The organism is Nocardia sp. CA-151230 (assembly GCF_050942175.1).
In the GTDB taxonomy this organism is placed as follows: Bacteria; Actinomycetota; Actinomycetes; order Mycobacteriales; family Mycobacteriaceae; genus Nocardia.
This window is the reverse complement of the sequence record NZ_CP192061.1, coordinates 7,421,667-7,434,861: the sequence shown is the minus strand read 5'-3', so window position 1 is coordinate 7,434,861 and position 13,195 is coordinate 7,421,667. Positions and strand designations below refer to the sequence as shown.

Below are 13,195 nucleotides of genomic sequence, written 5' to 3'. Positions count from 1 at the left end.
GACACCGCCGGAGACAGTGCCGAGGGGCTCGATCAGGTTGGCCGCCCGGCCTTCGGCGGTGACGCCTGATCGAGCTCGCGCGACCCTCCTATCCGGCCGCGACGTCGGCAGTGGGTGCGCCGAACCATCGGTGCAGGGCGTTCCGGAGGCTCTCCTGAGCGGCCGGGGTGATGTCGTCGGTCGCCCAGGCCACGTAGCCGTCCGGCCGGATCAGCAGCGCCGCGGCAGGGGCATCGGTGGCGGTGACGGCGATGGGCGTGATGCGGTCGGTCCAGCCCGCCGCGGCGGCGACCGGATCGAGGGCGGCGTCGAAGGTCAGCAGGAGGGGCCGGGCGTCGCGCAGGAGTTCGGCGATCCGGGTTGGGCCGCCGGCTGTTTCGAGGGCGCAGTCGGGGAAGAAGTAGCCGGACAGCCGATGATCCTCGCCGACGTCGTAGCGGATGTCCGAGCCTGCCAGCAGCCCGGCAATATGGGCGGCTGCTGCCGGGAGCCGCAACAGTTCGCCGAAAAGCTCTCGGAGAGCGGTGATTTCCGGACCGGGGGAGACCAGCGCCGCCTGGGAGAGCGAGTACATCACCACGCGCTCGGCCACCGGGTGGCGTTCGGACTCGTAGGTGTCGAGCAGGCCCTCGGGAGCCCAGCCCCGGATTTCGGCCGCGAGCTTCCAGCCGAGGTTGACGGTGTCCTGCAGGCCGAGGTTCAGCCCGGGCCCGCCCATTGCCGAATGCACGTGCGCGGCATCGCCGAGCAGGAGGACGGCGCCCTGCCGATAATGCTGCGCCACCCGGGTGTTCTGGCCGATCGTGCGGCGCAGCGTGTGCGGGCCCGGGCCGGGCGGCGGCGTGATGGGCAGCGGGGCGCCGAGGACGCGTTCGACGCTCTCGCGCAGTTCCTCGAACGTCAGGGGTTCGCTCTCGGAAAACTGCTCGCCGCCTTGGAATTCCATGGTTCCGATGATCGGCCGGCCCGGATCGAGTTCGGCGTAGATGAAGATGCCGCGTTCGAGCCGGTGATGGCCGAGTCCGAACCGGCCCACCCCGGGAATCTCGATGCCGCCGTCGCCGGAACGGAACTCGTCGGGCAGAGTGGCATGGCCGACCCGGCTGACGTGCCCGTCGGAGGTGATGCCCGGGAATTCGATCCCGATCCGCTTGCGCACCAGGCTCTTTCCGCCGTCCGCCCCGACCAGGAAACGGGCCGTCAGCGGGTAGGGCCCGTCGGGTGCGGACACCGTGACCGTGACCTGGTCGCCGGCGGGTTCGATACCGGTCAGCTCGTGTCCCCAGCGCAGGTCCACGCCGAGGTCGATGGCGCGCTCGGTGAGGATCTCCACCATCTCCGGCTGCGGCTTGAAGACGAGGTGCACCGGATTCGGTTGTACGGCAGTGAGATCCAGGGGCAGGCCGCCGAAGATATAGCGCGGGGCCGGGGCCGGTGCGGCCGGACTGCCGCTGAACGCGGCGTACAGCCCCCGCATATCGAGGACCCGGACCACCTGCCCGGCCAGGCCGTTGGCCTTCGGTTCGGGGCTGGGCGCGGGTAGTCGATCCAGCACGATCGGGCGGAGGCCGGCGAGTGCGAGTTCGCAGGCGAGCATCAGGCCGTTGGGGCCGGCTCCGGCAATGACGATGTCGACAGTGTTTTCGGGCATGGCAAATAAACCTCTTGTCGTTGAGGGTATTTGGAGAAACCGGCGAGAGCGGCGCTGCTATGCCGGTGGTTGCGGCAGGCCCGCCGCGAGCGCGGTCAGGGCCTGCCGGAGCAGATGGGTGACGGGGACGGTCGGGGCCGTGCGCACATAGACCTCGAAGGCGGCCTGCAGCGCGGCGCCCGCTGCCCCGGCCACGAGCCGCGGATACAGGTCGAGCTCCGGGTCGGTTCCGGTGCGTTCGGCGATAGCGGTGATCAGGTTGTCCTCGACGCCCTTGGACAGCAGGGCCCGAGTCTCGGGGGCGGCCACCAGTTTCCGGACCTCGGCGAGCTCCGTGGGGGAGGGCAGATATCCGGGCGACTCGGCGAGTTCCGCTTCGAGTGGCTCGAGCAGTGCCGCCGTGAGCGACTCCCACAGCGGCTCGTTCACCGGACGGGAGCGCAGAATCTCGACGGCGCTGCTGATTCGGGCCAGATGCCGGTAGGCGAGCGCGTCGTACTTGCCGGAGAAGTAGTTGTTGAAGGTGCGCACGGACACTCCCGCGCGGGCGGCGATGTCCTCGCGCACCACGTTCTCCAGGCCGCGCTCGAACATGAGCTGGAGTGCCGCGTCGCTCAAGGCTTTCCGAGTGTCGAGCTTCTTGCGTTCGCGGAGACCGAGGGTCTGTTCGTCCGGCATGACTCCAGTATGCGCAAAACGTGCCCAGTGGGCAATGTTTCTCGCTGGGAAAGTTTTGCAGCGACCGAAATAGTTCGGTTGCCCATGACGTTCGGACGACCGATTCAGCGTGTCGGCGGCGTGGCTTACGCTCCCGGGGATTCGGAAGGAGCGTGTCGTGGGACGAGGTTGCGGGGTGGGGCGGTGAGCAAGCGCGGCTGGCTGCTGTTCCTGGGCATGGGTGTCATCTGGGGTGTGCCGTACGCGATGATCCGGGTCGCGGTGCGGGATTTCGATCCGGTGTTCGTGGCCTTCGGGCGGACCCTCCTGGGTGCGCTGGTGCTGTTGCCCATCGCGCTGTCCACCCGGGTGCTGCGGCCGGCGCTGCGGCACTGGCACTGGGTGCTGGTGTACACGATCGTCGAGATCACCGGTCCGTGGCTGCTCATCGGGCGCGCCGAGACCAGGCTGACCAGCTCGACGGTGGGCCTGCTGATCGCGGCGGTGCCGCTGATCGCCATCGTGCTCACCACCCGCCTCGGACACGAACGCCTCGACCCGCGGCGCATTCTCGGCCTGGTGATCGGCTTCGCGGGTGTGACCGCCCTGGTCGGTCTGGATATCGACGTCTCGAATCTGGGTGCGCTGGCGGCCATCGGCGTGAGTGTCATCGGCTATGCGCTGGGCCCGATCATCATCGACCGCAAGCTGGCCGAGCTGCCGCCGATCGGCGTGGTGACCGGGTCGCTGATCTTCGCCGCCGCCATCTATCTGCCGTTCGCGCTGTGGCGGATGCCTTCTCGCTTCCCGGCCGGGCCGAGCTGGTCGGTGGTGGGCCTGGGCCTGATCTGCACCGCGCTGGCCTTCGTGGTCTTCTTCGCGCTGATCGGCGAGGTCGGCCCGTCGCGCGCCACCGTCATCACCTACATCAATCCCGCGGTGGCACTGCTGATCGGTGTCTCGCTGCTGGACGAGCCCCTCACCGCGGGCATGGCGATCGGCTTCCCGCTGGTGATCCTGGGCTCGCTCCTCGGCACCGCCCGGGCCCGGGTGCGGCCTGCGGCCGAGCCCGCGCCGGCCTAGCTCGGTCGGCACCGATACAGGTGCAGCGGTTCTTTCGTATGCTCATTGTTAGCGAGCGGGGAAGGAAGTGCTGGACCTCGATGGCCCGGCGATGGAGGAAGGTCCTCACGGATGGACAGTCGTGAGGTTGCCGATCTGGCGCGGGAATGGTCGGCGGCCCTGGTCGATTGCGATGGCGTGCCGACATCGGTGCCGGACGACATCCGCCAGTTGACGACAAGATGGATCGTCGAGCTGGAAGCTGCCCTGTCGGCTGAGTCGTTCGACCCGTCGCCCGCATGCCGAGTCGGGGTCGAGATGGTCCGGTCGAACCTGACGGTCCCCGCCATGATGACCCCGACCGCAGCGGTGCTGGCCGGTTTACTGGAGCGGTCACGGCGGCCGGATCGAGCACAGCGGTTCGGCGCGCTCCTGGGAGAGCTGGGCCGCGGCTACACCACCGAGCTGCTGGACGTCCACGCCCGCAGCCAGGAGGCTGCCGAGCAACGCTTTCGCGTGGTGTTCGACAACGCCGCGGTTGCTATCGCGCTCTACGACAACTACGGCATCACGCTCGAGGCCAATTCCACGACGGCACGAATGGTCGGGATGAACCAGGAGGACCTGCCAGGGGTGTCCGCTCTGGACTTGATGCACCCCGACGACCGCGACAAGCTCCGTCACACGGTCGTTGGTCTACTCAAGCGCGGATGCGGCACGGCGCACTTCGAAGGCCGCTTCTGTCGCCCCGACGGCAGCGTCAGCTGGGGCGCATGGACGATGACGCTGGTGCACGACACGGGCGGAGGTGACGTGCGCGTGCTCGCCGTCGGGGAGGACATCACCGAACGGCGGGCCATGCAGCAGAAACTGTGGTGGGAGGCCCGTCATGACCCATTGACGGGTCTGCCGAATCGTCATCGCCTGCTCGAGCAGTTGGAGGCCATTGTCGCGGCGGCCCGTCCCGCCGATCACATCGGTTTGTGCTTCCTCGATCTCGACGCGTTCAAGCTGATCAACGACCGCTACGGCCACCACGCGGGAGACAGCGTGCTGGCCGAGGTCGGCCGCAGGCTCGACGCGACCCTGACCTCGCCGACGGTCACGCCGGCACGCATCGGAGGAGACGAGTTCGTCGCGCTGCTCGCACCGCCCTGTGACGACGCCACGGCCCACGCGGCCGCCGAGACCATGCTTGCGACGCTGCGAGACCCGGTTCCGGTCGGTCCCGGCGATCTGCTGTCGATTTCGGCCAGCATCGGCGCCGTTGTCACCCCGGTTGCCGGCGCGAATGCCGAAAAGCTGTTGGACGACGCCGATGTCGGTCTGTACCGCGCCAAGGCCGCCGGCCGCGGCACCTGGGTACTGCACCGCACAGACAACGGCCCCGGAGCCGGGCAGTAGGCCGTGGCCCACACGTGGGTGTCCGGCGGCAGCCACCCGACTGGGCGGTCGGTTTCCACCTCGGGAAGGGAACCGAGAGCCATTCGGGGATAAAGGTTTTGCCGCGATAGTGTGCAGGCATGCGGGTGGGCGGCCAAGATATGCGAGTGCGCACGAAATTCTCCAGCGAGCTGATCGCGCTGACCGATGAGCTCGCGCATATGGCGCAGCTGACGCATGAGGCTTCCGACCGGGCCGCGGCGGCGCTCCTCGGCAGCGACCTGACCGCCGCCTACGAGGTGTTCGCGCTCGAAGAGCAGGTGGAGATCGAGCACGCGAAATGTGAGGACCGGTCGGTCATCCTGCTCGCCCTGGAGGCGCCGGTGGCCCGCGACCTGCGCCAGGTGGTGACGGCCATGCAGATCGCCGACGACCTGCTGGCGGTCAGCCGCGCCCTGAGCCGGGTGGCCGATGTGGTGGTGCGCCGCTACCCGAATGCGGTGGCCCCGCAACACGTGCTCGACCTGCTCGCGGAAATGTCCGCCGCGGTCACCGATCTCACCGATCTCGCGGGCAAAGTCATTGCGGCACAGAACCCGCCGCGTGATCGCGCGCTGGTACCGCGCGACGAGAACCTGGAGCGGCTGCGCGGCCGGCTGGTGGAGCTGGCGGCCGATGACGGCTGGCCGCACGGGTCGGCCATGGCCATCGATATCGCGCTGCTGGCCCACCACTACGAGCGTGGGGCCGACCATTGCGTGCGCATCGGGCGGCTCATTCGCTTCTTCCACACCGGTATTCCGCTCTACGCGCAAACGGAGGCGTAACCACCACCTCGTGTGAGGGGCCCCGATCGGCGGGAGTAAGCTGCCCGAATTGCTTCATGGCGAGGTCTTTTCGAGTAGCACCGCACGCACGGACAGCCGAAATCCGACAAGGGCCCCAAACATGACCAACATCTCCACCCAGACATCGGTGTCCACCCCGTCGCGGGTGGCGGCGCCGGTCCGGGTCGCCCCGGCAGCCCCGACGCCGAACGACCGCGCAGCACCGATCGAGAGAACGCTGTCGCACCGTCAGATCATGACCATCCTGTCCGGCCTGCTGCTGGGCGTCTTCCTGGCGGCGCTGGACCAGAACATCGTGAGCGTGGCGATCGTCCGCATCGCCAACAGCCTGCACGGCTTCGACAAACAGGCCTGGGCCACCACGGCGTACCTCATCACCGCCACCATCTCGACGCCGCTCTACGGCAAGCTCGCCGATATCTACGGCCGAAAACCCTGCTACCTCATCGCCATCGGCATCTTCGTGACCGGCTCGGTGGCCTGCACCTTCGCGACCTCCATGTACCAGCTCGCGGGATTCCGTGCGCTGCAGGGCGTCGGCGCCGGCGGACTCATGTCCCTGGCCTTCACCATCATCGGCGATATCGTGCCGCCCCGCGAAAGAGTGAAGTACCAGGGCTATTTCATGATGGTCTTCGGCATCGCCACGGTGCTCGGTCCGGTACTGGGCGGCTTCTTCTCCAATGCCGACCACATTCTCGGACTCTCCGGCTGGCGCTGGGTGTTCCTGGTGAACGTGCCGATCGGCGTGCTGGCGATCGGGGTCGTCGGCAAGGTGCTGGACGTGCCCTTCGAGCGGCACCGCCACCGCACCGACTGGCTGGGGGCGATAACCCTTGCGGCGGGCACGGTTCCGCTGCTCATCGTCGCCCAGCAGGGCCGGGACTGGGGCTGGAGCTCGCATCGCGCGCTGCTCTGCTACGGCATCGCGGCGGCGGGGCTGGTGCTGTTCCTGATCGTCGAGTTCCTCATGAAGAACAGCGCGCTGATTCCGCTGCGGCTGTTCGGGAATCGCACCTTCAGCATCGCCATCGTGGGCGGGTTCATCGTCGGCGTGGCCATGTTCGGCGCGATCGTGATGGTGCCGCTGTACTTCCAGGTGGTGCGCGGGTATTCGCCCACGCGCTCCGGGCTTTTCATGCTGCCGCTGGTCGTGGGCATCATGCTGGGCGCGCAATTGTCCGGGCTCGTCACCAAATTCACCGGTCGGTACAAGATGCTTCCGGTGCTCGGGTCGCTGGTGATCGGCGCCGGGTCGGTGCTGTTCGCGCTGGTGCACTACGACAGCCCGCTGTGGCAGCCGCTGCTGTACTGCGGCGTCATCGGTTTCGGCCTGGGCGGGTGCATGCAGACGCTCATCATCGCAGCGCAGAACGCCGGGCCGCGCTCGGATATGGGTGTGTCCACTGCGTCGGCCACCTTCTTCCGGCAGATGGGCGGCACGCTCGGCGTCGCGGTCTTCCTGACCATCCTGTTCAACCTGCTGCCGCGCAAGATCCTGGCGGCCTTCGGTGGACAGCTGCCGCCGGGATTCGACGCCGGGCAGCTGGGCCGGATCCAGAGCAACACCAGCGGCATCGCGGCACTACCGGACCAGCTGCGCGTACCCATCCTGACCGGATTCACCCACGCCATGGGCGGTGTGTTCCTCGTGGCGGCTGCGGTGGCGGTGGTGGCGGCGTTGGTGCTCATGTTCATGAAAGAGATTCCGCTGCAGGACGTTCCGACCCCGGTGATGGAGGATATCGCCGAACCGGAACCAGAACTCGAACCGGAGCCCGAGCCGGAGTTCCATTTCGTCGAGCCGTTGGGGCCGTCGGTGTCGGGGTGCGTGCACCGCGAGGACGGGCAGTCGGTGCCCGACGCCGTGCTCACCCTCATCGACCAACGCGGACACCAGGTTTCGCGAACCGTCGGCGAATCCGACGGCGGCTATGTCATCGGTGTCCCGCGGCCGGGCGGCTACGTGCTGATCGTATCGGCGTTCGGGTATCAACCCGCCGCGGTGACCATTTCGGTCGGCAGTCGCCCGCACCGCCTGGATGTGGCGCTGCTCGGATCCGGTGAGGTGTCGGGCGTGGTGCGGTCGGTGGGACGCGGTGCGCCGCTGGGCGATGCGACCATCACCCTCACCGACGCGTTCGGCGAAGTGGTCGGCTCGACGGTCACCACCCCGGAGGGCGATTTCATCTGCCGTGGCGTGCTGGCCGGCACCTACACGCTGGTCGCGGTGGCCGACCACATGCGTCCCTCCGCGGTCAGCCTGACCGTGCCGGACAGCGGAATGCTGCGCCACGACATCGAATTGGCGCCGCGCGCGGTGCTGGCCGGATCGGCCTGCAACGACCGCGGGAACGGCGTGCCCGATGCCCAGATCACGGTGCTGGACGAGGCCGGGGATCTGATCGCCGTGACCCGCACCGACGACACCGGCCGCTATGCCGTGCCGGATCTGGCGGAGGGGCGCTACACCGTGATGGCCCGGGGATATCCGGCGGTGTTCAGCCGGATCACGGTCGCGGACGGCGAGGTCGCCCACGATGTCCTGCTGGGCTACGAGCGGGTGGAGTCGCCCGCGCGGGAGCGCTGGGAGTCGGTGGATCGGGTCTGAGCCGGGGTCGGGAGCGGTTGCGGCTGAGGATTGTTTCAATTCGCCGCGCGCCGCGGTTCTGCAGCTGTTAGGTTTCCGACCGAATGCAGTCCAACATTCGGTATTGGGCTGCTTCAGGGGAGAACAGACATGAAGACCTCGTATGCACTGCTGACCGTGGCCGCCCTCGCCGCCCTCGTGCCCACCGCCGCCGCCCAGGCCGAACCCGCCACCCCCGACACCGGCGCAGCTGTCCACGAGTATGTGGCCCTGGGCGATTCCTGGGCCGCCGACGCCACCCTGAGCCAGCTCACCACCGCCTTCACCCCGGCGCCGTGTGTACAGAGCGTCCACAATTACGCCAAGCAGGTCGCCGCGGCGCTGGCAGTGCCGGTGTTCCGTGACGCCACCTGCGGCGGCGCGGTCACCGCAGACATGACCCGGCCGCAGCGCACCGTGCTCGGCGACAACGCGCCGCAGTTCGACCGGCTGACCGAGAACACCGACCTGGTCACCCTCGAAATCGGCGGCAATGACGCGGGTCTCGCGGCCACCGTCTCCGACTGCATCACCCTCGACCCGGCCGTCAGCCCCTGCCTGAACGAGCTGGTGGTGAACGGCGTCGATCGGATGTCGCAGAACATCGCCCGCACCGAACCCCGGGTGGCCGCCACCATCGCCGGCATCCGCGAACGCGCCCCGCACGCCCGCATCCTGCTGCTCGACTACTTCGAGGGCATCGGCCTCGACGGCGGCTGCTGGCCGGAGATCCCCATCTCCGACCCCGACGCGATCTGGCTGGGGCAGAAGCTGATCGAGATGCACGACATGCTCGGCCGGGTCGCGGCCGAGACCGGAGTGGAGTTCGTCGACACTTACGACGGCAGTACCGGACACGATGCGTGCAAGCCCATCGGCACCCGCTGGGTCGAGGGTCTGCTGCCGTACTCCGGCAACCCGCTCGGGCTCGCGGTGCCGTTTCACCCCAACCAGCTCGGCGCCGACTACCAGGCGCGCAAGGTGCTGGAGACGCTCGACGCGGGGTGACTCCGCATTCGCTCCTGGTGGTGGCACCGGCCAGTACCACCACTTATCCGGGCCAGCTATCAATGTTTACGGCCGTAGACGCTGAAACCTACGGTGGATGCCGGGCACATGTACGCCTCCCCCAGCGCCGGTTCCGGTGCGGGTAGTTCACGAAAGGGAGTTGATGTGATGATCGCAAGAATCGCCGGTTCCGCCGCCGCATGCGCGGTAGTCCTTTCCTTCGCTACCCTCGGAGCCTCGACCGCCTCCGCCGACACACCGCAGGCCTCACCCGTCGATGGATCGGTCGGCATCTGCTTCACGATCCCGATGCCGGGATCAGCGAATCTGGTGTGGTGCCTCTGATTCAGCCGCGATCCGTTCACGTGCGGCAATAGCTGCCACGCACGGTGATGCTGACCCGGTTGTCGTGGAACACCGCGCCGCCGCCGAAATCCGAATCGCGTTCCGCGACGGTCGCATTCACCGTCGAACCACCGGAGTGTTTGGCCCAGCGGCCCTTCGTGGTCGCGGCGACACCGGGGCGGACCCGGTCGGAGACCTCGGCGACGGCCTCGAAGGAGCCGCGAGCATTGCGGACGGTGATCGGATCGCCGTCCGCAATTCCGCGTGTCGCCGCGTCTTCGGGATGGATGGTTACGGTCGGTTCGCCTGCACGCCTGCGTAGTTCGGGATCGATGCCGAAGCTGGTGTTCAGGAAGTAGTGCGACGCCGCGGAGATCAGCACCAGTCCGTCGCCCGGATCGGCGGGCGGGGTGTACCCGGCCAGTGGATCGTGGCCCGCCCGGGTCGCGCGGTCCGATAGGAACCGGAGCTTGTCCACGGGCACCGGGCGCGGATCGATCTTCAGGAAGCCCTCGGAGCGCAGCCGGTCGACGTCGTACTGTTGCAACAGCTGGTTCGCCAGGTCCTCATCCGACTCGTACAGCGCCGGTTCGGTCAGCCCCAGGCGCCGGGCCAACAGTCGGAAGGTCTCGGTGGTGGGCAGGCATTCACCGGGCGGGGTCACGGCCGGTTCGTTCCAGACCAGATAGAGATTGCCGTATGCGGCCAGCACATCGAGGTGCTCGGGCTGCATGGTGGCTGGGAGGACGATATCGGCGTAGTCGACCGTGTCGGTCGGAAAGTGTTCCAGGACAACGGTGAACAGATCCTCGCGGGACAGGCCCTCGATCACCCGGCGCTGATCGGGATTGGAGCCCACCGGATTCGCCGCGATCACGAACAGCGCCTTGACCGGCGGCCCGTCGGTGTCCAGCAGCACCTCGCCCATGCGGGTCATGGACAGCGTCCGCACCGGATGCGGCAGCAGATCGAATCGCATCAGCGCGGGGGTGTCGAGCCGGAAGTGACCGCTGGTCGAATAGTGCAGTCCGCCACCGGGAATCGCCCAGTCGCCGGTGACGCCGGGCAGGCAGGCCAGGGTGCGCAGCGCCATCCCGCCGCCCGCGTGCCGCTGCATCCCCTGCGAGGCGCGAATGGCCGTGGGCCGGGTGTGGGCGATGCGTTCGCCCAGGGCCACGATGCGTTCCACCGGCAGCCCGGTGATCTCGGCGACCCGCTCCGGCGGGTACTGCGCGATGCGGTCACGGAATTCGGGCCAGCCCTCGGTGCGGGTTTCCAGGAACTCGGTGTCCTCGGCTCCCAGCCCGACGATGACGTGCATGAGCCCCAGCGCCAGCGCCGCGTCGGTGCCGGGCAGCGGGGCCAGGTGCTCGTCACAGCGTTCGGCGGTGCGGGTGCGCACCGGATCGATGGCCACCGTGTACGCGTCGCTGTCCTGGATGAACTTCCAGACATGATGGCCGGAGCTGAGCGGATTGGTGCCCCACAGCAGGATCAGCCGCGACTGCGCCAGCTCCTCCGGATCCATGCCACCCGCGGTGCCCAGGGTGTACTTCAGCCCCGTGCTGCCCGCGACGGAGCAGATGGTCGGGTCGTGCAGGGAGGCGCCGAGCGCATTGAAGAACCGCCGGCCGGAAAAGCCCTCCAGTCCTTGGATGTAGCCCAGGCTGCCGGTGCCGTGGAAGGGCCAGACGGCCTCGCCGCCGTATTCGGCGATGATGCCGGTGAGCCGGGTGGCGATCTCGTCGAGCGCCTCGTCCCAGGTGATCGGTTCGAAGCGGCCCTCGCCCTTGCGGCCGATCCGGCGCAATGGCCGGGTGAGACGCTCGGGAGAGTGGACCTGGTCGAGGTAGCGGTTCACCTTCACGCACAGCGCGCCCCGGGTGACCGGGTGCTCGCGGTTGCCGCGCAGGCCGGTCGCCCGGCCGTCCTGTACGTCCACCACCCAGGAGCAGGCGTCCGGGCAGTCGAGTGGGCATGCGCCGAGAACCTTCACCTCACAGATCGTAGGCAGGTGCGCGTGAGTGCGCGAAAGACGAGCGTACGGCGGGTTTCCGGGCGCGACACGCCTATGCCGTCATGTGACGACACGCGGGCGAGCTGGGGTACTCTCGGCGCGCGGCTAATCAGCCGCAACAGGAGTGCGGGGGCGGAAGTGCGCGGTGGAATGGGAGATTCATGATCACCCCCGGCCGAGGTCTCGTCGGTGTCGTCTCGGGATGTGCGGCGCTGCTCACCGGATGCGCTCATGCCGGTCACACCGATGCCGCGCACGCACACCAGTCCAACACCGAGATGGCGTCCACCGACGGCGGTGAGATGCAGCGCAGCGCCTTCGTCACCGCCTGCGCGGGAACCTCGGCGGGCTGGCAGGCGACCGCCGTGGTGAGCAATCGGGATGTGGTGGAGCACCGGTACCTGGTAGTGATCAGTTTCATGTCGCCGGAGTCCACCGATCTGGAACGGACACGCACCGAGGTGCTGGTGGCGCCGGGCTCGACGCAGGACTTCACCACGGAGACGCGGCTGAATCCGGTGTCGCGGCCGCAGACCGTCCGGTGTGTGCTGCGCGGGGTCGAACAACTCTGACCGATGTTCGCGAATCGTGCGGCCGGGCGGTCGCGCTGCCTCGAAAGTTGCGCGGGGACAGGGGCGGACGCTTAGGATCACCAGCGCCGGCCATGCTCTGTGGGCCGCACCAGTAGGAATAGCTGACGGTTCACTGGCTCTCGGGCGGTGACCATGTGCGTTCTCCGGATGTGGATTTGTCGGTGCCATGGTGCATGCTCTTGGCACGCAGATGTCCGCCCCGTCCGCCCGGAGTGCCCCATGTCGACCCGTACCAAGCCACAGCCCTTGTCGGATACCGAAATTCGGCAGATCGCCGCCGAAATCGACGCGGGCCGGCCACCGATGGTGTGGTTCACCGCGGTGGCGGTCGGCGTCCCGGAAGGCCGTTCCGGAAAGGTGATGTCCCTCGGGGATCCGTCCGAGGGGGATTTCCTGCAGGTGAAGCCGACGGGCTCGAAGGATGTGCTGTCCTTCGGTCCCACCGAGGTGACCCTGACCAAACCGGCCCGGCAGAACCCGGCCAAACCGGCCGGAGCTCAACCGAAAACGGCAACCAGGAAGGAACCCACCGTGACGATGTCGTCTCCCGTGACGATGCCGGCGACCGCGCCGAGTGCTTCGCCCGCTCCGGAAGCCAAGGTCGAGATCCCGCAGCCGGCTGCGGAATCCGCGCCCGAGGCCAAGACCAAGCCCGCCGCGTCGCGTCCGGCCCGCAATGCCGCCAACAGCGCCGCCGCGAAGAAGCCGAAGGCTGCCGAGGTGACGGTCGCCCTCAGCGGCACCGCCGAGGGGGAGTGGACGCTGGATGTCGTGAACGGCAAGAAGCGCACCATCAAGGGCCTGCCGGTCACGAGTTCGGCTGTGGCCCAGGCCGCCAAGATTCTCCATCCCGAATTCGCCGAGGTCGTCGACTCCATCCACGAGTCGGTCCGCGCCGCCCAGCAGGCCAAGGTCGCGCAGCTGCAGGCCGAACTCGAATCGGCCCGTCGGCTACTCGAAGACCTGGCCTGACGAGATTCCACGCGGGTAAGTCCGGCGCGA

General features: G+C 68.2%; 10 protein-coding genes. 7 read left to right on the top strand and 3 right to left on the bottom strand.

All coding sequences use genetic code 11. The features are described from left to right. Positions 1–88: 88 nt before the first annotated feature. Both ACQP1O_RS34995 and ACQP1O_RS34990 read right to left on the bottom strand, forming a co-directional pair. Entirely contained in the window at positions 89–1,651 is a 1,563-nt protein-coding gene (locus tag ACQP1O_RS34995; protein ID WP_433562632.1) for an FAD-dependent monooxygenase, read from the bottom strand. A 57-nt stretch (positions 1,652–1,708) separates the two neighbouring features. Beyond that, entirely contained in the window at positions 1,709–2,329 is a 621-nt protein-coding gene (locus ACQP1O_RS34990; RefSeq protein ID WP_433562631.1) for a TetR/AcrR family transcriptional regulator, read from the bottom strand. 183 nt (positions 2,330–2,512) lie between these two features. Between ACQP1O_RS34990 and ACQP1O_RS34985 the strand changes: the two genes are divergently transcribed. From ACQP1O_RS34985 to ACQP1O_RS34965, 5 genes are all read left to right on the top strand, one after another. Next, positions 2,513–3,391, top strand: a complete 879-nt coding sequence (locus ACQP1O_RS34985; protein WP_433562630.1) for a DMT family transporter — start codon at positions 2,513–2,515, stop codon at positions 3,389–3,391. Positions 3,392–3,502: 111 nt separating this feature from the next. Continuing rightward, entirely contained in the window at positions 3,503–4,774 is a 1,272-nt protein-coding gene (locus ACQP1O_RS34980; protein ID WP_433562629.1) for a diguanylate cyclase domain-containing protein, read from the top strand. Positions 4,775–4,920: 146 nt separating this feature from the next. After that, positions 4,921–5,580 (top strand): phosphate signaling complex PhoU family protein, encoded by a 660-nt coding sequence (locus ACQP1O_RS34975; RefSeq protein WP_433562628.1) that lies wholly within the window; start codon positions 4,921–4,923, stop codon positions 5,578–5,580. A 121-nt stretch (positions 5,581–5,701) separates the two neighbouring features. Then, positions 5,702–8,212, top strand: coding sequence for an MFS transporter (locus ACQP1O_RS34970; RefSeq protein WP_433562627.1), 2,511 nt, complete (start codon positions 5,702–5,704; stop codon positions 8,210–8,212). Positions 8,213–8,341: 129 nt separating this feature from the next. After that, on the top strand, positions 8,342–9,238 hold the full coding sequence (locus ACQP1O_RS34965) for an SGNH/GDSL hydrolase family protein (RefSeq protein ID WP_433562626.1): 897 nt from the start codon (positions 8,342–8,344) through the stop codon (positions 9,236–9,238). Between the two features lie 361 nt (positions 9,239–9,599). Here ACQP1O_RS34965 and ACQP1O_RS34960 read toward each other — a convergent pair whose 3' ends face one another. Beyond that, a complete protein-coding gene (locus ACQP1O_RS34960; RefSeq protein WP_433562625.1) occupies positions 9,600–11,579 on the bottom strand; it encodes a molybdopterin-containing oxidoreductase family protein in 1,980 nt (659 codons plus the stop codon). Positions 11,580–11,761: 182 nt separating this feature from the next. Here ACQP1O_RS34960 and ACQP1O_RS34955 point away from each other — a divergent pair, with 182 nt between their 5' ends. Further along, the gene (locus ACQP1O_RS34955; RefSeq protein WP_433562624.1) at positions 11,762–12,172 is read left to right on the top strand and encodes a hypothetical protein; all 411 of its coding nucleotides are present in this window, start codon (positions 11,762–11,764) and stop codon (positions 12,170–12,172) included. Between the two features lie 240 nt (positions 12,173–12,412). Then, positions 12,413–13,165, top strand: a complete 753-nt coding sequence (locus ACQP1O_RS34950) for a DUF6319 family protein (RefSeq protein WP_433562623.1) — start codon at positions 12,413–12,415, stop codon at positions 13,163–13,165. Positions 13,166–13,195 lie beyond the last annotated feature (30 nt).